Source organism: Enterococcus sp. 3G6_DIV0642 (genome assembly GCF_002140635.1).
Classification (GTDB): Bacteria; Bacillota; Bacilli; order Lactobacillales; family Enterococcaceae; genus Enterococcus_D; species Enterococcus_D casseliflavus.
Genome location: NZ_NGLH01000001.1, coordinates 2598030 through 2618493, shown reverse-complemented (window position 1 = coordinate 2618493; position 20464 = coordinate 2598030). Strand labels below are relative to the sequence as shown.

The window sequence follows — 20464 nt, the reverse complement described above, 5'->3', positions numbered from 1 at the left end:
AAGTTTCAAAAACGTTGGTCGTAACGATCCTTGTCCATGCGGCAGCGGGAAAAAATTCAAGAATTGCCACGGGAAAAATATGTAACACGTTTTGAAAAAGTTGAGAGTAGGCTGGCAGACGTTTTTGTCCAGTCTACTTTCGTTTGTAAGAAAAAAAGAAAGAAGGAATTTTAATGGAAATCGCAGATATTCGGAATCAATTGACCCAGATGAATGAAAAAATAATCAGTTTTAGGGGGTCTCTTTGACTTAGATCAGTTAGAAGAGGACATTGCGGAAGCGGAACACCAAATGGCAGATCCCACCTTTTGGGATGACTCGGAAAAAGCCCAACAAGTCATTAACGCAAACAATGCCAACAAAGAGACCTACGATCAGTTCAATCAGTTAGCAGAAGAATTGGAAGAACTGGAAGTGATGTTGGAAATGATTCAAGAAGAAGCAGACCCAGAAATGGAAGCAGAACTTGAAGCACGGATCACGAAGCTAAACGAGAAAATGGCGTCTTATGAATTGTCGATGCTGTTAGATGAACCTTATGATCGAAATAACGCCATCATCGAGCTTCATCCTGGTGCAGGCGGTACCGAATCACAAGACTGGGGCAGCATGCTGTTACGGATGTATACTCGTTTTTGCGAACAACATGGGTATCAAGTAGAGACCCTCGACTATCAAGCTGGTGATGAAGCGGGGATCAAAAGTGTCACTTTACTTGTAAAAGGCCACAATGCCTATGGGTATTTGAAATCGGAAAAAGGCGTTCATCGTTTAGTTCGGATCTCACCTTTTGATTCAGCCAAGAGACGGCACACGTCATTTTGCTCGGTGGATGTGATGCCAGAATTAGATGGGGCGATCGATGTGGAAATCAACTCAGATGATTTGAAAATCGATACGTACCGCGCAAGTGGTGCAGGCGGACAGCACATCAACAAAACCGAATCTGCTGTGCGGATCACCCATATTCCGACAGGAACGGTCGTTGCTAGCCAAGCCCAGCGCTCACAATTGAAAAACCGTGAGCAAGCGATGGGGATGTTGAAAGCCAAGCTGTATCAATTAGAAGTGGAAAAGAAAGAGCAAGAGGCAGCAGCCTTGCGAGGCGAGCAGTTAGAAATTGGTTGGGGCTCGCAAATCCGTTCTTATGTCTTCCATCCCTATTCGATGGTCAAAGATCACCGAACGAATTTCGAAACTGGGAATGTACAGGCAGTCATGGATGGCGATTTGGATGGCTTTATCGACGCGTATTTGAAGCTGAAACTGAATCAAAAATAACCTTGTGTGACTTAAACAGATTGAAACATAATTGTAATCTGTTGCAAGCAAGGTGAAATATATTCATGCTATAATAAGCCAGAATGAAAATTTGAGATGGAGAGATAGCTGTATGATAGAAATGAAAGATATAATGAAAAAGTACTCTAATGGTACGACTGCTATCCGTAACCTTTCGATTTCAATTGATCAAGGAGAGTTTGTCTATGTCGTTGGACCATCAGGCGCCGGCAAATCAACCTTTATCAAATTGATGTATCGGGAAGAAAGAGCAACCAAAGGCGTTTTGAATGTCGCAGGATATGATTTGGTCGGCATGAAAAACCGCGAGATCCCTTTGATGCGTCGGGAAATCGGCGTGGTCTTTCAGGATTATAAACTTTTACCACGGAAAACGGTCTTTGAAAATGTTGCTTATGCAATGCAAGTTATCGGCCGCAAGCCTCGTGATATCAAAAAACGGGTGATGGAAGTTTTGGATTTGGTCGGACTGAAACATAAAGTTCGGGTCTTTCCAAGTGAGCTTTCCGGTGGGGAACAACAACGGGTGTCGATCGCTCGTGCCATCGTAAATACGCCGAAAGTATTGATTGCGGATGAACCAACGGGGAATCTAGATCCTGAAAACTCATGGGAAATCATGAAGTTGCTTGATCGGATCAATGCCCAAGGAACAACGGTCGTTATGGCGACCCATAATAGTACGATCGTAAATACGATTCGTCATCGCGTGATCGCGATTGAAAATGGCCGCATTATTCGCGACCAAGCGGAAGGAGAATATGGTTACGATGATTAGAACATTTTTCCGTCATCTCCTGGAGAGTATCAAAAGTTTAAAGCGTAACGGCTGGATGACTATTGCGTCATTGAGTGCGGTGACGATCACACTGACATTAGTCGGTATTTTTCTAGGTGTAATCTTAAATGCAACAAAACTAGCCGAAGACATTCGCGAGAATGTGGACGTTTCGGTTTTCGTTGATATTGGTACGGAACAAGAAGACATGGATGCTTTGGAACAGTCCTTAAATGATCTGCCGAACGTTTCAGAAGTGAAATTTTCTAGCCGAGACGAAGAATTGCAGAAGATCCAAGATGCAATGGGGGATTCATGGAACTTGTTCGAAGGCGACAGTAATCCGCTGTATAACGTGTTTGTCGTCAGTGCAACAGATCCAGAGTATACGACAGAGATCGCTGAGCAAGCTGGCGAATTGCCAAATGTTTTCAAAGCCGATTACGGCGGAGATTCTTCTGACCGAATCTTTGAATTGTCTGCTGCTGTGCGGACTTGGGGCTTAGCGGCTGCTGTCTTATTGATTTTTGTGGCAATGTTCCTGATCTCTAATACGATTCGGATCACGATTTTGTCTCGTCAAAGAGAAATTCAGATCATGCGTCTGGTGGGGGCGAAAAACGGCTACATTCGTTGGCCATTCTTCCTTGAAGGCGGCTGGATCGGACTCTTAGGTTCGATCGTTCCGATTGCATTAATGTACTTCGGCTACCACCAAGTTTATGCAATGGTCAATCCATCCTTACTGCGTTCAAATTACAGTTTAATTGCACCAAATATGTTTCTATTACAAGTTTGCGGTGTGATGGCACTGATTGGGATCGTGATCGGTTCACTTGGTTCTGTCTTATCAATGCGCCGTTTCTTAAAATTCTAAACCGATGTTTTCTTAAAGTCGATCGTCAAGATCGGCTTTTTTTGTTTCATCACAGTGTTTCTTTACTTTAGGTACTATTTTTTGATATGCTTTAGTAGCGGGAAATCGGGGAAGAGGTGGAGAAATGGTTGTAATGGATAATTTGGTAACCATTTTATTTATAGTCAATATTTTGTTATCAATCATTATCATTTTCAGAGAAAGGCGGCAGACTGCTCAAACGTGGGCCTGGCTTTTGGTCTTGATGTTCATTCCAATCGTTGGCTTTGTGCTTTACTTTTTCTTTGGTAGAGGGATCTCTAAGGAAAAGATCTTTGATATGCGCTCACAGGCAAAGGTGGGGCTGAATGTTGAATTAGAAGAACAAAAACAAGCGCTCGCTCGTCAGCTGTTTCCGCATCCGCCGACCGCGCAGGTAGAAGTGCAGCAGCTGGTCTACCTGTTGACAGTCTTTGGGCAATCCCTGTATACGACAGCGAATAGTATGACGCTTTATACCGACGGACGGCAGAAATTTGATGCCTTGATCGCGGATATCGAACAGGCAAAAAATCACATTCATATGGAATATTACATTTATCGCAGTGATACATTGGGAAATGAAGTCAAAGAGGCACTGGTGCGCGCGGCGAAGCGGGGCGTAAAAGTAAGAGTCTTATTAGATGCTTGGGGCAGCACCCAAGTATCATTGAAGTTTTTTGATGAGTTGCGTCTACATGGCGGTCAAATTGCCTTCTTCTTTCCTTTATTCGTTCCTTATGTCAATCCGCGAATCAATTATCGAAATCATCGGAAAATCGTGGTGATCGATGGAGAAATTGGCTATACAGGCGGTTTTAATGTGGGAGATGAATATCTAGGGCAAGTGGAAAAATTCGGTTATTGGCGAGACAATCACTTGCGAATTGCCGGTTCAGCTGTCTATTCGCTGCAAAATCGGTTTTTGATGGATTGGAATTCACAACATGCGTTGGAGATCAAATATGATCCTTCCTTGTTTCCTGAAATTAAACAAGTCGGGACAGTTGCAGCCCAAGTCATCACGAGTGGTCCTGATACGGAACATGAAGAAATCAAAATGACCTATCTGAAAATGATCAACTTAGCCAAAAAGGAAATCTTGATCCAAACACCTTATTATATTCCGGATGAAGCCATTCACAATGCCTTGAAGTTGGCACTGCTTTCTGGGGTGAAAGTTCATATACAAATCCCTAACAAACCGGATCATCCCTTGGTATATTGGGCGACCTATTCCTTTGCGGCTGAGCTACTGCATTTTGGGGCAGTCATCGAAACCTATGAGAAAGGGTTTATGCATGCAAAAACGATGATCATTGACAGTGGGCTCGTTTCGATTGGTTCAGCAAATATCGATGTCCGATCGTTTCGTTTAGACTTTGAGGTCAATACGATCATCTACGATGCACAACTCGCGACGCAAACGAAAGAAGCGTTTCTGGCGGATTCGATCGATTCTAAGCACTTAACGATCGAAGCGTATCAGCAAAGAAAGCTGACGATCAAAATCAAAGAAGGCTTGGCACGCCTTGTGTCACCCTTGCTGTAAAAAAAGTGCCCTTTTCCAAAAGATGGAAGCCATCATTTTGGAAAAGGGCACTTTTTTAATAGGATTAACCCATAATACTTGTGTATGCTGCTAAGAAAATCGAGCCAACAGTGAGAATAAGCATGGTCCAGATCACGACTTGCGTGATTTTTGCAAAGGTACTTTTTGGTTTTTTCTCGTTCATTCTAATCCACCTTTTAGAGTTATTCTAGTGACAGTTTACCCTCAAATACACAAGAACTCAAGTTGGACCAAGGAGAAATTAAGAAAATTTCAATTTCAGGATAAAAAAAATCACTAGAATGGCAAGATAGACTTGTTGAAGATACGCCCTTCTGTTTTAATAGGTAAAGAAATGCATTCTTCAAGACTTTCAAAAGTCAGCTGATGAACAAAGAGGCTCCTTAAAAAATTTCATGGCTGTCTTATTCCAGCTCAGATTTTTAAAAGAACTGAAACACGGATGTAAAGAAAATAAAGTATAGTGACACTAGTTGTTAGAAAGGATTTTGCTGTATGTCTGGATTTAATCCAATCGTTTTGTTTTGGTATATCTTTCCTGTGCTCGTCTATTTCGCCTGTCGGTTTATTGTTTCCGCGTTGTCCTTGAATGATCGTTACCACGTGAAGGCACCGGATTTAGCGGTACCATTTTTGATGGTCGGGATTCATCAATTATCAAAGTATACTTTTGATCAAGCAATCACATTGTACTATTTGATCTCCATTTTTTTATTGGGGATTCTGCTGGCAGTCTTTCAAGCGTATTACTATGAGGAGATCCAATATGGTCGCTATTTAAAGATGTATTGGCGTAGTATTTTTCTATTTACGATCATTTTTCATGTCGTTTTGATCATTCTAAATATTGTTAGTTACTTATAGTGTTTTGACTCTTGATAAACGCCCATTTTTTCACTTAAAGTTTTTTTAAAAACTTTAAGTAGTCGGTTTTCCTCTTTTTCCTCATTTGGTAAAGAAAAGTCAAACAACTTCCCTTTCAAATTTCATATAATTTGTGGTAGAAAGTGGGGGATTGTGGTAGACTGTGAATATCAGGTGGAGATCGGGGGTTATTTATCGATGTTTATGGGTGAATTTCAACATTCGATAGATGCAAAAGGCCGACTAATCGTCCCTTCAAAACTACGAGAAAAACTCGGAGAAAAATTTGTTGTGACACGTGGATTAGATGGCTGTTTATTTGGCTACCCCTTATCTGAATGGGAAAAACTTGAAGAAAAACTAAACGAAATGCCTTTAGCGAAAAAGGACGCTCGGACATTTGTCCGCTTCTTTTATTCTGCTGCAACAGAGTGCGAAATCGATAAACAAGGACGAATCAATATCCCTGTTACATTGAGAAATCATGCAGACCTTACCAAAAGCTGTGTGATCATCGGCGTTTCAAACCGAATCGAGATTTGGGATGAAACGCGTTGGCAAGCATTCTCTGAAGAAGCAGAAGAAAACTTTGATGAAATTGCTGAAACAATGATTGATTTTGGCTTATAGGCTTGATAGGAAGAGGAAAAAACACATGGCAGATTTTCAACACTACACCGTTATGCTACAGGAGACCGTTGATGGGTTAAAGATTCGTCCAGAAGGCGTCTATGTCGATTGTACATTAGGTGGAGCCGGTCATAGTGAATATTTATTGTCGCAACTGTCTGAAGAGGGACATCTCTTTGCTTTTGATCAAGACCAAACTGCTATCGATCATGCGAAAGAACGTTTAGCACCATATGTTGCTAAAGGAATGGTTACGTTCATTAAAGGTAATTTCCGCTATTTAAAGGAAGCATTGCATCAACATGGTGTGAGCCGAGTTGATGGGATTTTGTACGATTTAGGTGTTTCCTCACCCCAATTAGATGAAGCCGAACGCGGCTTTAGCTACCACCAAGATGCACCGCTGGATATGCGGATGGATCAAACTGCAGCGTTGACTGCCTATGAAGTAGTCAATCAATTCGACTACCACCAATTAGTCAAAATCTTCTTCCGTTATGGAGAAGAAAAATTCTCGAAACAAATCGCTCGTGAAATCGAGCGGGTGCGACAAGATCATCCAATCGAAACAACGGGTGAGTTGGTCGATATCATCAAAACAGCCATTCCTGCGCCAGCAAGAAGAAAAGGCGGACACCCTGCAAAACGGGTTTTCCAAGCCATTCGCATTGCAGTCAATGATGAGCTAGGTGTGATTGAAGAATCACTTGAACAAGCGATTCATCTTTTAGCAGTCAACGGACGTGTGAGTGTCATCACGTTTCACTCTTTAGAAGATCGCATCGTGAAATCGATGTTCAAGGAATACAGCACACCGAAGGATATGCCGCCAGGTTTGCCGATGATACCAGAAGAATTCCAACCAACACTTAAACTTATAACAAGAAAACCACTTCTTCCAACTGAGGAAGAAGTAGCTGAAAATAATCGTTCTCGCAGTGCGAAACTGCGAATCGCGGAAAAAATCAAGGAAAGCGAAGGGTAACAACTATGGCAGAACTAAAAGTTCATGACTATGAATTCAGAGAACCACTTGAATCACAACCTATGGAACACTCTGAACCGACAACTGAAAAACTGCCTACTGATCCCCAGCGTCCTGAGGTCATCCGCGTACCAGCATCTCCGGCTCGTCGGTTAAAAAGCATTTCTACTCTGGAAAAACTGATCGCTGCCTTTGTGATCATCTCTGTATTGACGTTGGCGATCTTGACCATCAATATTCGAACCAATATCAGTCAAGTCGAACACGATATTTCTTTGATCCAATCGGATATCAATGAAAAAACAACACAAGCAGAACAGTTGGAACAAGAGAAAAATGAACTTTCTAAAACCGAGCGCATCCAAAAGATTGCTGAGGATAATGGATTGTCGATCGATGACGGCAATTTAAGGAAAGTGGACTAAATGAAGTTAACAGATAAATTCAAGCAATACTTAAAAAAGAACAATCAAACTACAACGAACAATCGCAAAAAAGTAGGTATTATTCTCTTTGCTACGAGTATTGGATTGTTCTTTTTGTTTGTCACGCGTTTGAGCTACATCGTCATTGTCGGAGATGTCGCTGGGACTTCCTTAGCTGAAAAAACGAAAAATCTTTATGAAGGCAGTGAAGTCATCAAAGCGAAACGTGGAACGATCTATGACCGCAATGGGATTCCAATTGCTGAAGATGTGACTTCCTATTCAATTTACGCTGTTTTGAACCAAAATTACAAAGATGGCAAAAAGAATCTTTTTGCAGAAAAAGCAAACTTCAACAAATTGGGCAAAATCTTGTCGGATGTATTGTCCATCGACCAAGAAACAGCAGTCAATACATTAGAAGAAGGGCTTGAGCAACAATTATGGCGTGTTTCTTTTGGAAGCAAAGGGAACAATATTACATTAGAACAAAAGAATGCGATTGAAGATGCAATGGAAAAAGAAGGGATTGCTGGCTTTCATTTTGACAGTCATCCAGCTCGTCTTTATCCGAATGGTGTCTTTTCTTCTCACTTTATCGGGTATGCTGTTGCCAATGATGACGATACTGGTCTAGTTGGGAAAACCGGGCTAGAAGCTGCGTACAATGACGTGCTTTCAGGGACCGATGGCGAGATCGTTTATCAAAAAGACAACAATCAAAATCCGTTGCCAGGAACCGTAGCCGAAACTGTTGCAGCGGTGGATGGGAAAGACGTCTATACGACCATCGATAGTCGGATCCAAAGCTACTTGGAAACGCTGATGGACAGTGTCTTTAAAGAAAACAAACCAGAAAACTTAACAGCGAACTTAATGGATGCAAAAACGGGTGAAATCGTGGCGATGGCGCAACGACCAACCTATAATCCAGAAAATTTGGATTCCATCAATGATTGGCAAAACCTATTAGTTGAGGACAACTACGAGCCAGGATCAACCATGAAGATCTTGACGACGGCAGCAGCGATCGATCAAGGGATCTTTAATGAAAACGAAACTTTTACCCCAAGCCCTGATGGAATGAAACTTTATGATGCAACCATCAACGACTGGGACTTCGGTCAAAAAGGAACACTGACGATGCGCCAAGCACTTTCATGGTCGAGTAATATTGGAATGGTGACCTTGGAACAGCGAATGGCAGATCGTTGGCAACAATACTTAAAAGAATTTGGTTTTGGTCGCAGTACCTATTCAGGATTGCCTAACGAAAATACTGGGATCACACCAGAGGATAACCCTGTCAGCCAAGCGATGACGTCATTTGGTCAAGCGATTGGTGTGACGAATTTCCAAATGATGCAGGCCTTTACGTCGGTGGCAAATAACGGAACGATGTTAAAACCACAATTTATTAGTAAAATCGTTGATGGCAATACAGGAGAAGAAACGGTCACACAACCAGAAGAAGTTGGCCATCCCATCACAGCAGAAGCGGCAACAAAAGTACGGGAATATATGCGTGATGTTGTCGAAAGTGAAAATTACGGAAGTGCTTATGGTGTCTATGAACTACCAGGCTACAATATTTCCGCGAAAACGGGGACAGCCCAAGTAGCCGATCCAACGACCGGTAAGTATTTGTTTGGTGGTACCAATTATCTGTATTCTGTTGTTTTGATGTTTCCTTCAGAAGAACCTGAATATATTTTGTATTTGACGATCAAATTGCCAGAGAAGCACGAAAGCACCGTGTTGGGTGAAATTGCCAATCCATTGATGAAACGAGTCATGGATCTAAAAAATTCTGCATTAGAAGATAGTACAACCTCTGGTAGTGAAACGACTGTAGGGGATTATCGTAATCTTGATACAGAATCAGCGGCAACTGACGTTCAAAAAGCTGGGTTGACCCCTGTTGTCATCGGTGATGGCGAGAAGGTCATCGCACAGTCCGTTGACAGCGGCACTTCGATCATGCCTGGCGGACGGGTACTGCTGATTACGGATAGCGACAAGTATTACATGCCTGATACGACCTCCTGGTCCAAAGCAGATTTGATCAAATTTGGCAGTCTGTTGAATGTGGACGTCAGTTTTGAAGGGGACGGCTATTGTACCAAACAGAGCGTGGAGCCTTATACTGAGTTATCGGGACAATCGATCAAGTTTACACTAAGCGAAAACGAATAGAATAATAGGAGAGAACGATATGGAATGGACAGAGATGATATTACCTTTGGCAAGCGGCTTTGCGATCGTAACAGCCGCGATGCCTTTGTTTATCGGCTATTTTCAAATGAAGAAATACGGACAGGAAATACGTGGTGACGGCCCTAAATGGCATAACGTAAAGGCTGGTACACCAACGATGGGTGGGTTTGTATTTTTGATTTCTGCAATGATCACTGCAATTTGGGTAGGGGCATGGCAAAATCAACTGACTGCTTCATTGTTCATTCTTTTGTTCATTACCTTGGTTTATGGTGCATTAGGATTTCTTGACGATTTCATCAAGATTTTCCGCAAAAGAAATATGGGCTTAAACTCGCTGCAAAAATTGATTGGACAAATTTTAGGCGGACTCGTCTTTTACTTTGTTTTTCGAGCGGAAGGCAATGCAGACGTGTTAAATTTCTTTGGGATCGATGTGCCACTGTCGATCTTTTACGGAGTGTTCGTCATCTTTTGGCTGGTCGGTTTTTCAAATGCAGTCAACTTGACCGACGGTATCGATGGTCTGGTCGCAGGACTGGGCACGATTTCTTTTTCAACTTACGCACTGATTGCTTGGCGGCAAGATCAAATTGATGTGTTGATCGTTTGTCTAGCAATCATTGGCGGATTGATCGGCTTCTTTCCGTACAATCGCAAACCGGCTAAAATTTTTATGGGGGATGTCGGTTCGCTGGCTTTAGGCGGTCTGCTGGCAGCAATTTCGATTCTTTTACACCAAGAATGGACCCTCTTGCTTGTCGGACTGGTCTATGTTTGTGAAACAGCAAGCGTGATGCTGCAAGTTGCCTCATTCAAATTAACGGGCAAACGAATCTTCAAGATGTCACCCATCCACCATCATTTTGAAATGAGCGGATGGTCTGAGTGGAAGATCGACACTGTATTTTGGTGTATTGCGTTAGGTTGCTCGTTGCTCACAATAGCCCTTGTATGGTAGGAGATGAAGAAAATGAAAAAAATTAAAACATATCAAAATAAAAAAGTTCTTGTGCTAGGATTAGCGCGTAGTGGATTCAGTGCGGCCAAATTGTTACATGATTTGGGCGCACTTGTGACCGTTAATGACGGCAAGCCATTTGCTGAAAATCCCGAAGCACAAGATCTTTTGGCGTTAGGGGTCAAAGTGATCACTGGCAGCCACCCAATCGAATTATTGGATGAAGGCTTTTCGTTAGTTATGAAAAATCCAGGAATCCCTTATTCACAGCCACTTGTTCAAAAAGCTTTAGAGAAAAAAATTCCTGTAATCACGGAAGTGGAGCTAGCGTATCAAATCTCTGAGGCACCGATTATCGGCATTACTGGTACGAACGGAAAAACCACCACAACGACCATGATCGCCAATGTCTTAAACGCCGGGATGCAAAAAGGGCAGGCACTGCTTTCTGGGAACATTGGGTTTCCTGCAAGTTCCGTTGCTCAAACGGCCAAGCCTGAAGATCGCTTGGTGATGGAGCTTTCAAGTTTCCAATTGATGGGAATCGATACCTTACGGCCGAAAATCGCCGTGATCACCAATATTTATGAAGCCCATATCGATTACCATGGCAGTCGTCCAGAGTATGTCCTAGCAAAGTGGCGGTTGCAACAGCGAATGACTGCAGATGATTATTTGGTGATCAACTGGAACCAGCCAGAACTAGAAGCACTGTCGGCAAAATCAAAAGCGCAAATCATTCCTTTTTCCACCAAGGAAAAAGTAGCAGGCGCGTACATGCTTGACGGTATCCTCTATTATAAAGAAGAAGTGATCATGGCAGCTGATGAACTGGGCGTGCCAGGAGATCATAATATTGAAAATGCATTAGCAGCGATTGCTGTCGGTAAACTTTGCGATATGCCAAACGAAGCCATTAAGCAAGCGTTACAAACCTTTACAGGCGTGCCCCATCGGACTCAGTATGTCACCACCATCAATCAGGTGAAATTTTTCAATGACTCCAAAGCAACAAACATTCTAGCCACAGAAATGGCATTAGGCGGCTTTGACAATGAGAAACTGATTTTATTGGCAGGTGGTCTGGATCGGGGGAACAGCTTTGATGACTTAGTTCCCGCACTAAAAGGGCTAAAAGCCATCGTGTTGTTTGGTGAAACAAAGGAAAAATTAGCCGCTGCTGCTCAATCAGCAGGGGTAAAAACAATTGAAATGACAGACAATGTTGAAACAGCCGTCCCATTAGCCTTTTCTTTAAGTGCTGCTGGAGATACGATTTTATTGTCACCTGCGAATGCAAGTTGGGATCAATACCCTAATTTTGAAGTTCGCGGCGACAAATTTATGGCGGCAGTAGCAGAACTTAAATAGAAATGAGTGACGGATATGAAAATACTTGTGACTGGCGGCGGTACTGGCGGACATATTTATCCAGCGTTGTCTTTTGTCGATTATGTAAAAGAGATTGACCCGACAGCCGAATTTTTATACATTGGTGCAACAAGGGGCTTGGAAAATAAAATCGTCCCTCCAACAGGTATTCCTTTTAAAACATTAGAAATCCAAGGCTTTAAGCGTAAGTTGTCCTTCGATAATGTAAAAACGATCCAACTTTTCATGAAAAGTTATTACGCAGCCAAAAAAATCATCAAGGAGTTTCAACCGGATGTGGTGATCGGCACCGGCGGCTACGTTTCTGGCGCGGTGGTCTTTGCCGCAGCGAAGTTGAAAATACCTACCATTATTCATGAACAAAATAGTGTTCCTGGAATCACCAATAAGTTTCTAACAAAGTATGTGGATAAAATCGCCATTGCCTTTCACGATGCTTCTCAATACTTTCCAGCAAAGAAAACGGTGCTGGTGGGGAATCCTCGAGGTCAAGAAGTACGGAATAGTCAAAAGTCGACGATTTTGTCTTCTTACGATTTAAATCCGGCGAAAAAAACGGTTTTGGTTTTTGGTGGGAGTCAAGGAGCACTGAAAATCAATCAAGCGATCATTGATGCGCTGCCGCTGTTTGCTCAAAAAGAGTATCAGTTACTTTATGCATCTGGCGAAAGGTATTACAAAGAGATCGAAGAAAAAATCGGCATGTCAAAAGATGCCTTTCCTAATATCAGTATTCGCCCTTACATTGATCAGATGGCGGAAGTGATGGCAAATAGTGATTTGTTGATTGGACGAGCAGGAGCCACATCGATCGCAGAATTCACTGCATTAGGGATTCCAGCGATTTTGATTCCTAGTCCTTATGTGACCAATGACCACCAAACGAAGAACGCCCAAAGTTTAGCCAATGCAGGAGCAGTCAAAATGATTGCCGATCATGAACTAAACAGTCAAAACCTCGTGGAAGCAGTAGACAGTATCATGCAAGATGAAGCCCTTCGTAGTAAGATGGCAAAAGCCTCAAAAGAACAAGGGATCAGCGATGCCTCAGAACGATTATTTCGACTTGTGCAAGAGGTAATCAAATAGTACAATGTGTGGGATAGAAAGGAGCGATTATCATTAGTAAAGACAAAACACCTCATGATGATCAAACCCCCTCGTCAACGGAAGAGTTGACCCCTTGGCAAAAAGAAAATCTAAAGTATTTGCAAGAAAAAGGCAATCAGCCAGCTTGGTCTTCTCCTGCTCCTGAAGAAACAGAAGATACGTTAGAAGACCATGAAGACGAGCAAGAAGAAGCGTTTTTTGAAGCAGATCAAGCGATGGAAGAGTCCGTTGATGAGAAAGAAGCATTGCCAGAGCCAGAAAAAAAGGCCCGCTCCTTTGCTGATCGGCTGCCTAACCTAAAGGCGTACCGCAACCAAGTGTTGATTCGCCGTTTAGCCTTGATTATTGGATTGTTGATGATTCCTTTATTGATTGTTTTGTATTTCGTTTCGCCCCTTAGTCGTTTGGCGAATGTGGTCGTCAAAGGCAATCATGAAGTATCCGCAGAAGCAATTCTCGAAAATTCGGACCTAACCGTCAATGAAGAGATGTGGCCGCAATTTTTCGAACGTAATCAAAGCGTGTCTGCCATCAAAAAAGAATTGCCACGTATAAAAAATGCCTCAATTTCTCTATCTGGTATCAATCGCTTCGATATCACTGTCACTGAATTTCAAGAAGTTGCTTTACTAGCCCAAGATGGTGGCTATGCGCCGGTTTTAGAAAATGGCGTTGTGTTAGATGAAATCAGTGAGCAGCCAGTGGAAGGATTGCCGGTTTTAGAAAATTTTTCGGCTGAAGATAAAATCAAAGCAACACTTAGTGCCTATCAAGAATTAAGTTCAGAAATTCGCGATGGCGTTTCTCAAATCAAATATACCCCCCGTGACAGCAATGATGAGCTGCTGACTCTCTTTATGAATGATGGCAATCAAGTGATCGTTAACATTTCGAATATGGTGAGTCAAATGCAGTATTATCCGCAAATTGCCAAAGATTTGACCGAGGACAGTATTGTGGATATGGAAGTTGGAATCTTTACTTACCCAATTTCAAATACACAAGAAGACGATGCAGACGAAAATCAAACAGCTGATAGTGATTCTTAGGAAAAATTCAAGAGTTTTTTTCATTAACTTGTTTCTAAAAAGCGCCATTATATGGTAGAATTGGTAACAGTGAACAAATTATTCGAATGAACTCTAAAAACGGACTGTGATGGTTCGCTATATATCCAATTTAAGTAGGAGGGAACCCCATCCATGGCAAAAACGGGAATGTATGTTGGCCTTGATATCGGTACGACATCTGTAAAAGTTGTAGTAGCCGAATACGTTGACAGCCAAATGAATATCATTGGTGTAGGTAATGCAAAATCAGAAGGAATCAACCGTGGGATCATTGTAGATATCGATAAAACGGTACAAGCCATTCAAAGAGCAGTAAGACAAGCAGAAGAAAAAGCAGGAATTCAAATTCGCAGTGTAAGTGTTGGTGTACCAGCCAATCTTCTTGAAGTGGAAAATTGTCAAGGAATGATCGCTGTCAATAGTGAATCAAAAGAGATCACCGACGAAGACGTGCGTAATGTTGCCTCCGCAGCACTCGTTCGTTCTACCCCTCCTGAAAGACAGATCATTGCTATTTTACCGCAGGAATTTACCGTTGATGGTTTTGAAGGAATCAAAGATCCTCGTGGCATGATCGGGGTTCGCCTAGAAATGTTTGGTGTTGTATATACAGGACCAAAAACCATCATTCACAACATTCGCAAATGTGTTGAAAAATCTGGTCTGATCGTTAATGAAGTAGTCATTACGCCATTAGCACTAACAGAATCGATTTTATCAGATGGTGAAAAAGATTTTGGCACGATCGTCATCGACATTGGTGGCGGCCAAACAACCACCGCAGCGATGCACGACAAGCAATTGAAATTCACCCATGTGAACCAAGAGGGCGGCGAATTTGTCACAAAAGACATTTCGACGGTTTTAAATACCTCTTTCAACAATGCAGAAGCATTGAAGATCAATTATGGGGATGCGTATCCTGAACGCACTTCAGCCAGCGAAGAATTTCCGGTTGATGTGATCGGGAAATCAGAACCAGTGAAAATCGATGAACGCTATTTATCAGAAATCATTGAAGCCCGTATGGAACAAATCTTCACCAAATCAAAAGAAGTTTTAGACGAAATCGATGGGCTTGATTTACCGGGTGGCGTGATCTTGACTGGTGGCGCTGCAAGTCTTCCTGGTGTCGTAGATCTTGCTCAAGAAGTATTCGAAACAAACGTCAAGCTTTACGTTCCTAATCATATGGGACTTAGAAATCCTGTTTTCACGAATGTGATCAGTATCGTTGACTATTCGGCAAACTTAAGCGAAGTGTATCAGCTTGCCAAAAGTGCAATCACTGGTGAAAAAACAGTGGCGCAACAGCCCGTTGCTATTCAACAACAAGAAGTGCATTACGAACAATATGAAGCGCCAGAAGAAACTTATGAAGAAGCAGAAGAAGAGAAAAAAGGTGAGTCGATCACAAACCGAGTAAAAGATTTCTTCTCAAATATCTTTGAATAATCTAAAACGATTCTCAGGAGGAAGATAAATTATGGAATTTTCAATTGATAATAACATCAATGACGGCGCTGTGATCAAAGTCATCGGAGTCGGTGGCGGTGGCGGCAACGCAGTCAATCGTATGATCGAAGAAAATGTCAAGGGCGTAGAATTTATTGCAGCCAACACTGACGTTCAAGCATTAAAAAACTCAAAAGCAGAAACAGTCATTCAATTAGGCCCTAAATATACCCGCGGACTTGGCGCTGGCTCTCAACCAGAAGTTGGTCAAAAAGCAGCGGAAGAAAGTGAAGATTCTATTCGCGAATCATTAGAAGGCGCAGACATGATTTTCATTACCGCTGGTATGGGTGGCGGAACCGGAACAGGTGCTGCACCGATCGTAGCGAAAATCGCTAAAGAAATCGGCGCGTTGACAGTCGGTGTCGTTACTCGTCCGTTTACATTTGAAGGACCAAAACGTGGCCGTTTTGCGGCTGAAGGCATCGCTAAATTAAAAGAGAATGTCGATACCTTATTGATCATCTCAAACAACCGTTTATTAGAAGTTGTTGACAAGAAAACGCCAATGCTTGAAGCATTCCGTGAAGCAGACAATGTCTTGCGTCAAGGGGTTCAAGGGATCTCAGACTTGATCACTGCACCTGGCTATGTCAACTTAGACTTCGCTGATGTGAAAACAGTAATGGAAAATCAAGGCACAGCCTTGATGGGAATCGGTGTTGCTAGCGGGGAAGAACGTGTGATCGAAGCAACGAAAAAAGCGATCTCTTCACCATTACTAGAAACGTCGATCGATGGCGCAGAACAAGTGCTATTGAACATCACTGGCGGATTGGATATGACTTTATTTGAAGCGCAAGATGCTTCTGATATCGTCGCTCATGCGGCAACAGGCGACGTAAACATTATCTTAGGTACATCAATCAATGAAGACTTAGGCGATGAGATCCGTGTGACAGTCATTGCAACCGGCATTGACCCTTCAAAAAAAGAACGGGGTTCTCGCTCTAGCAGACAAAGCCAAGGTCAAATTCATTCTATCCCTCAAAAACCAACATTAGATATGGATCAAGCACGCCCTGCGCAAGCAGAAGAAAGCAATGGCTTTGGTGATTGGGATATCCGCAAAGAACAAAATGTACGACCTAAAGTAGAAGAAAACACATTTGAAAATGTAGAAAAGAAAGAATTCGATACCTTCAGCCGTGATGAAGTACGTTCGAATGATGACGACGAATTAAGCACACCACCATTTTTCCGTCGTAAACGCTAGGGGGCAGAGCACATGATTTCTGAGAACTTGCACAAGATTCAGCAAGAGATACAGGATTCCTGTGCTCTTGTTTCTAGAAATGCCAGTGAGGTCTGTTTGACAGCTGTGACAAAATCCGTCGATACAGAAACAACAAGAGTCCTTTTAGAAAATGGTGTGCGGGATTGTGCAGAAAATCGAGTAGAAAAACTACTTGAAAAGAAGGCAGCACTAAAGGATTATCCAGATGTCCGTTGGCATTTTATTGGCAATTTGCAACGCAGAAAGGTAAAATCAATTATAAATGAGATTGATTTTTTCCATGCGTTAGATTCAATCAAACTGGCACAAGAAATTCAAAAACGAGCAGAGCATCCGATCAACTGCTTTGTGGAAGTGAATGTTTCGCAGGAAGCAACGAAACAAGGGATTTTTGTTGAAGAGGTAATGGCTTTTATTGAAGCACTCGCTTCGTTCGACAAAATTCGTGTTGTTGGATTGATGACGATGGCCCCGCTCACTGCTTCCAAAGACGAGCAGCATCAGATTTTTAAAGAATTAAAAAGGATTCAACAACAGATCGCTGACCTGCATCTTACACATGCCCCTTGCTTAGAAACGAGTATGGGAATGAGTAATGATTTTCCCATTGCGATTCAAGAAGGTGCAACATTTATTCGTGTAGGAACAGCATTATTTCAATAAAAAAGGAGGTTGACCGATGTCGCTCAAAGAGAAACTGACCAATTTTTTTGGATTGACTGACGAAGAAGATTACTACGAAGAAACATTTGCCACGGAAGAACCGGCACGCACAGCGTCTAAACAAGCTGTGAACCAAGGAGGAGCTTTTACAGCCCCCAGAGCAACCACGAATACGTATGCATCTGGCCAAGCGGCAACACGTACAACAAGTCAACCACAAAATCAAGCCTATCAATACAGACAGCAACCACAAGCTGCTGTCTATCAACAAGCCTCAGCTGCGGCTGAACGGGTAAGACCGGTGACGAAGACGGAAGAAAAAGTCGTTCCGATGGCACAACAAAGAAGCAATACGAGAGTCAAAGAAACAAAAGCAAAAGAAACACCCGCACAAGCAGCTGGTAAAATAACGATCGTCGAGCCACGCGTTTATTCCGAAGCGATGGGGATTGCCAAGCAGGTCATCAATGGAGATGCTGTACTTGTTAATTTTCATTTAATTGAAGAGTACCAAGCTCGTCGAATAGTTGATTTTTTAACAGGAACAGTGTACGCTGAAGATGGTGATATCAAGCGTGTTGGCGATGAAATTTTTCTTTGCACGCCTAAGGGTATGGAAATTGAAGGCACTGCCCAAACATTAGCAGATACCAATTTTTTTGATATCTAAAGTGAGGAGGAACGCCAATTTTATTTTTGAGATTCGTTAAATTACTAAGTGATGCTGTTTATCTGTATACCATTTTATTAGTGATCTATGCACTTTTGTCTTGGTTTCCAGGAGGGTATCAATCCGCTTTTGGCCGTTTCTTAGCAAAAGTGTGTGAACCGTATTTGAGTTTATTTGATCGATTGAAATTAAGTTTTGCTGGTATTGATTTTACGATTGCGTTTGCAATTATCGTCTTACAGCTAGCATCACAAGCATTGATATTGATCTTACAATCAATTTTATTTTAACGTAAGGGGTGGTTATCGGTGAACGCAAATGTCTATCAACATTTTCGAAACGATGAACGCCCTTTTATTGATTCCGCTCAAGGATGGATCGAACAAGTGCAAATGCAGTATGCGCCTTACTTAACTGATTTTTTAGATCCGAGACAAGCGTATATTTTAGAAAGCTTGATTCGTCAATCAACGGATTTAAGCTTCCGCTTTTTTGGTGGTTACGAAGCTGCTGAAAGACGACGTTGTTTGATTTATCCCGATTATTATGAGCCCACCACCGATGAGTTTGACATGACTTTGTTTACGATTCAATACCCGAAAAAATTTACGGTGTTGAGTCATGGAAAAGTTTTAGGCACGTTAATGGGGACTGGAGTCAAGAGGGAATACTTTGGAGACATTCTTTCCGATGGTGAAATATGGCAAGTATTCGTTGCCGCTGAAGTCAGTCATTTTATCCAACTCCAAGTGGATAAAATCGGAAACGTATCGGTGCGCTTGGAAGAAACAAAATACACCGAGTTGATCGTTCCTAAAGATGGCTGGACCGAGGAAAGAGAAACGGTTAGTTCATTGCGTCTTGATACAGTGATCTCTGCCGTATACAACATCTCACGTCAGCGTTCGAAACAGTTGATCGAATCAGGAAAAGTAAAAGTAAACTGGACAGAAGCACTACGACCAGATTTTGTTCTGGATTTACTGGATATCGTTTCAGTAAGAGGATTTGGTCGGATTCAAATACAGGGGTTAGAAGGAACCACGAAAAAAGAAAAAGTTAGATTGTTATTAGGTGTATTACGTAAATAAATCAAAGAGGTGTATAGAATATGGCATTAACTCCATTAGACATTCAAAATAAAAACTTTTCAGTAAAAATGAGAGGATACAACCAAGACGAAGTCGATGACTTTTTGGATATGATCGTCCGCGATTATGAAGAAGCGGTTCAACGCAATCGCGAGTTAGAGAAATCATTGAAACACGCCGAAGAAAAACTAGAGTATTTCAATGAACTGAAAGACGCCTTGAACCAATCCATCATCGTGGCTCAAGATACCGCGGATAAAGTAAAAACAAGCGCAAGCAAAGAATCAGAAGTGATCGTTACGTCTGCCCAAAACCGTGCGGATGAAATGGTTGCTACTGCAGAAAAACATGCCCATGCCTTGATGACCTCAGCGGAAGAAAAAGCTAAAGAGATTTTGACGGATGCAACAGACAATGCCCGTCAATTGGCAACAGAAACAAATGACTTGAAGAAGAAAACCAGAGTCTTCCACAACAACTTATTGGTTATGTTACAAACCCAATTAGAACAAGTGAAGAGCCCTGAGTGGGAAGAAATTTTGGCGCCATTTTCAAGCTACGTGCAAGATTCCCATCAAGTAATCAGAGAAGTTTTATCAAAAGAACTTGACAGTGAAAATGGTTCTGGAGTAAACTCAGAAGCAGTGGACACATTTGATGTGGACGTTGTTGAATCAGATGAAAAAATCGTTGATGTAAGCGAAAGCCCTGAAGTGAAAACATTAGATGATGCGAGAAACTTATTAGACGAATTGAACAAAACAGATAACAACTAAGACACAGAACAGAAAAATTTCTTATAATTTTCAAGCGAGTTTGGGAGAGTGGAAGCCAAATAAAACCCTGTAAGAAATCAGATCATCTGTGAGTTGCGTTCTTTAAAGAGCCGATTATCCAAAGACTCAAGTAGAGAACGACGCCTGATCCCGTTACCGATCATCAAAGAATTGTCTAACGACAATAAAAATTTGGGTGGTACCACGAACACGTTCGTCCCTTGCCAGGGACGGACGTGTTTTTTGCTGTGAATCACTATGATTGGCTTGCGAAGCAAGACAGAATAGATGATGAACAGTACTAGGCGAC

The 20464-nt window shown here is 42.1% G+C and carries 21 protein-coding genes and 1 pseudogene; 21 read left to right on the top strand and 1 reads right to left on the bottom strand.

The window, feature by feature from the left end; all coding sequences use genetic code 11:
• Positions 1–10: 10 nt before the first annotated feature.
• The 5 genes and pseudogenes from A5878_RS17830 to cls all read left to right on the top strand — a co-directional run.
• Positions 11–85, top strand: a pseudogene (locus tag A5878_RS17830) (SEC-C metal-binding domain-containing protein); the annotation flags it as partial.
• Positions 86–173: 88 nt separating this feature from the next.
• Positions 174–1281, top strand: a protein-coding gene (prfB, locus tag A5878_RS12615) for a peptide chain release factor 2 (protein WP_100214389.1) whose coding sequence is annotated in 2 segments (ribosomal slippage) — positions 174–245 and positions 247–1281 — 1107 coding nt in all. Because the reading frame shifts where the segments join, the coding sequence is not laid out codon by codon here.
• Positions 1282–1393: 112 nt separating this feature from the next.
• Entirely contained in the window at positions 1394–2080 is a 687-nt protein-coding gene (ftsE, locus tag A5878_RS12610) for a cell division ATP-binding protein FtsE (RefSeq protein WP_005237293.1), read from the top strand.
• Positions 2073–2957: a permease-like cell division protein FtsX gene (ftsX, locus tag A5878_RS12605; protein ID WP_010749773.1), complete on the top strand. Its 885-nt coding sequence runs from the start codon at positions 2073–2075 to the stop codon at positions 2955–2957. The genes ftsE and ftsX overlap by 8 nt, the downstream gene beginning before the upstream one ends.
• Before the next feature lie 124 nt (positions 2958–3081).
• On the top strand, positions 3082–4527 hold the full coding sequence (cls, locus tag A5878_RS12595) for a cardiolipin synthase (protein ID WP_005228785.1): 1446 nt from the start codon (positions 3082–3084) through the stop codon (positions 4525–4527).
• A 64-nt stretch (positions 4528–4591) separates the two neighbouring features.
• Here cls and A5878_RS12590 read toward each other — a convergent pair whose 3' ends face one another.
• On the bottom strand, positions 4592–4711 hold the full coding sequence (locus A5878_RS12590) for a DUF4044 domain-containing protein (protein ID WP_005237290.1): 120 nt from the start codon (positions 4709–4711) through the stop codon (positions 4592–4594).
• Between the two features lie 332 nt (positions 4712–5043).
• Between A5878_RS12590 and A5878_RS12585 the strand changes: the two genes are divergently transcribed.
• The 16 genes from A5878_RS12585 (at position 5044) to A5878_RS12510 (ending at position 20154) form a co-directional block, all read left to right on the top strand.
• Entirely contained in the window at positions 5044–5412 is a 369-nt protein-coding gene (locus tag A5878_RS12585; RefSeq protein WP_005228786.1) for a DUF3397 domain-containing protein, read from the top strand.
• 198 nt (positions 5413–5610) lie between these two features.
• Positions 5611–6042, top strand: coding sequence for a division/cell wall cluster transcriptional repressor MraZ (gene mraZ / locus A5878_RS12580; RefSeq protein ID WP_005228792.1), 432 nt, complete (start codon positions 5611–5613; stop codon positions 6040–6042).
• Between the two features lie 25 nt (positions 6043–6067).
• Positions 6068–7027: a 16S rRNA (cytosine(1402)-N(4))-methyltransferase RsmH gene (rsmH, locus tag A5878_RS12575; protein WP_060792860.1), complete on the top strand. Its 960-nt coding sequence runs from the start codon at positions 6068–6070 to the stop codon at positions 7025–7027.
• Between the two features lie 5 nt (positions 7028–7032).
• Complete coding sequence (ftsL, locus tag A5878_RS12570) at positions 7033–7452, top strand: cell division protein FtsL (protein WP_005228796.1); 420 nt, start codon at positions 7033–7035, stop codon at positions 7450–7452.
• Positions 7453–9648, top strand: a complete 2196-nt coding sequence (locus A5878_RS12565) for a penicillin-binding transpeptidase domain-containing protein (protein WP_060792859.1) — start codon at positions 7453–7455, stop codon at positions 9646–9648.
• Between the two features lie 19 nt (positions 9649–9667).
• A complete protein-coding gene (gene mraY / locus A5878_RS12560; protein WP_010749769.1) occupies positions 9668–10630 on the top strand; it encodes a phospho-N-acetylmuramoyl-pentapeptide-transferase in 963 nt (320 codons plus the stop codon).
• A gap of 12 nt (positions 10631–10642) precedes the next feature.
• The gene (gene murD, locus A5878_RS12555; protein WP_086295648.1) at positions 10643–12001 is read left to right on the top strand and encodes a UDP-N-acetylmuramoyl-L-alanine--D-glutamate ligase; all 1359 of its coding nucleotides are present in this window, start codon (positions 10643–10645) and stop codon (positions 11999–12001) included.
• Positions 12002–12016: 15 nt separating this feature from the next.
• Complete coding sequence (murG, locus tag A5878_RS12550) at positions 12017–13111, top strand: undecaprenyldiphospho-muramoylpentapeptide beta-N-acetylglucosaminyltransferase (RefSeq protein WP_005237281.1); 1095 nt, start codon at positions 12017–12019, stop codon at positions 13109–13111.
• Positions 13112–13197: 86 nt separating this feature from the next.
• The gene (locus A5878_RS12545; protein WP_060792856.1) at positions 13198–14181 is read left to right on the top strand and encodes a cell division protein FtsQ/DivIB; all 984 of its coding nucleotides are present in this window, start codon (positions 13198–13200) and stop codon (positions 14179–14181) included.
• A gap of 153 nt (positions 14182–14334) precedes the next feature.
• Positions 14335–15657 (top strand): cell division protein FtsA, encoded by a 1323-nt coding sequence (ftsA, locus tag A5878_RS12540; protein WP_005228814.1) that lies wholly within the window; start codon positions 14335–14337, stop codon positions 15655–15657.
• Positions 15658–15688: 31 nt separating this feature from the next.
• Positions 15689–16933 carry a cell division protein FtsZ gene (ftsZ, locus tag A5878_RS12535; protein WP_005228816.1) on the top strand — a complete coding sequence of 415 codons (1245 nt, stop codon included), beginning with the start codon at positions 15689–15691 and terminating at the stop codon, positions 16931–16933.
• Positions 16934–16945: 12 nt separating this feature from the next.
• Positions 16946–17617 carry a YggS family pyridoxal phosphate-dependent enzyme gene (locus A5878_RS12530; protein ID WP_060792855.1) on the top strand — a complete coding sequence of 224 codons (672 nt, stop codon included), beginning with the start codon at positions 16946–16948 and terminating at the stop codon, positions 17615–17617.
• 16 nt (positions 17618–17633) lie between these two features.
• Positions 17634–18287 carry a cell division protein SepF gene (locus tag A5878_RS12525; RefSeq protein ID WP_010749764.1) on the top strand — a complete coding sequence of 218 codons (654 nt, stop codon included), beginning with the start codon at positions 17634–17636 and terminating at the stop codon, positions 18285–18287.
• A 26-nt stretch (positions 18288–18313) separates the two neighbouring features.
• The gene (locus A5878_RS12520) at positions 18314–18577 is read left to right on the top strand and encodes a YggT family protein (protein WP_005228822.1); all 264 of its coding nucleotides are present in this window, start codon (positions 18314–18316) and stop codon (positions 18575–18577) included.
• A gap of 18 nt (positions 18578–18595) precedes the next feature.
• A complete protein-coding gene (locus tag A5878_RS12515) occupies positions 18596–19378 on the top strand; it encodes an RNA-binding protein (protein ID WP_010749763.1) in 783 nt (260 codons plus the stop codon).
• A 20-nt stretch (positions 19379–19398) separates the two neighbouring features.
• On the top strand, positions 19399–20154 hold the full coding sequence (locus A5878_RS12510) for a DivIVA domain-containing protein (protein WP_005228824.1): 756 nt from the start codon (positions 19399–19401) through the stop codon (positions 20152–20154).
• Positions 20155–20464: the final 310 nt, after the last annotated feature.

Bases quoted from the DNA above. Each gene is read 5' to 3' on its own strand.
- A5878_RS12530 (WP_060792855.1), top strand. From the start codon at position 16,946: ATGATTTCTGAGAACTTGCACAAGATTCAGCAAGAGATACAGGATTCC.
- mraY (WP_010749769.1), top strand. From the start codon at position 9,668: ATGGAATGGACAGAGATGATATTACCTTTGGCAAGCGGCTTTGCGATC.
- murD (WP_086295648.1), top strand. From the start codon at position 10,643: ATGAAAAAAATTAAAACATATCAAAATAAAAAAGTTCTTGTGCTAGGA.
- ftsZ (WP_005228816.1), top strand. From the start codon at position 15,689: ATGGAATTTTCAATTGATAATAACATCAATGACGGCGCTGTGATCAAA.
- mraZ (WP_005228792.1), top strand. From the start codon at position 5,611: ATGTTTATGGGTGAATTTCAACATTCGATAGATGCAAAAGGCCGACTA.
- ftsL (WP_005228796.1), top strand. From the start codon at position 7,033: ATGGCAGAACTAAAAGTTCATGACTATGAATTCAGAGAACCACTTGAA.
- A5878_RS12585 (WP_005228786.1), top strand. From the start codon at position 5,044: ATGTCTGGATTTAATCCAATCGTTTTGTTTTGGTATATCTTTCCTGTG.
- ftsX (WP_010749773.1), top strand. From the start codon at position 2,073: ATGATTAGAACATTTTTCCGTCATCTCCTGGAGAGTATCAAAAGTTTA.
- A5878_RS12590 (WP_005237290.1), bottom strand. From the start codon at position 4,711: ATGAACGAGAAAAAACCAAAAAGTACCTTTGCAAAAATCACGCAAGTC.
- murG (WP_005237281.1), top strand. From the start codon at position 12,017: ATGAAAATACTTGTGACTGGCGGCGGTACTGGCGGACATATTTATCCA.
- A5878_RS12510 (WP_005228824.1), top strand. From the start codon at position 19,399: ATGGCATTAACTCCATTAGACATTCAAAATAAAAACTTTTCAGTAAAA.
- A5878_RS12525 (WP_010749764.1), top strand. From the start codon at position 17,634: ATGTCGCTCAAAGAGAAACTGACCAATTTTTTTGGATTGACTGACGAA.
- ftsA (WP_005228814.1), top strand. From the start codon at position 14,335: ATGGCAAAAACGGGAATGTATGTTGGCCTTGATATCGGTACGACATCT.
- rsmH (WP_060792860.1), top strand. From the start codon at position 6,068: ATGGCAGATTTTCAACACTACACCGTTATGCTACAGGAGACCGTTGAT.
- ftsE (WP_005237293.1), top strand. From the start codon at position 1,394: ATGATAGAAATGAAAGATATAATGAAAAAGTACTCTAATGGTACGACT.
- cls (WP_005228785.1), top strand. From the start codon at position 3,082: ATGGTTGTAATGGATAATTTGGTAACCATTTTATTTATAGTCAATATT.
- A5878_RS12565 (WP_060792859.1), top strand. From the start codon at position 7,453: ATGAAGTTAACAGATAAATTCAAGCAATACTTAAAAAAGAACAATCAA.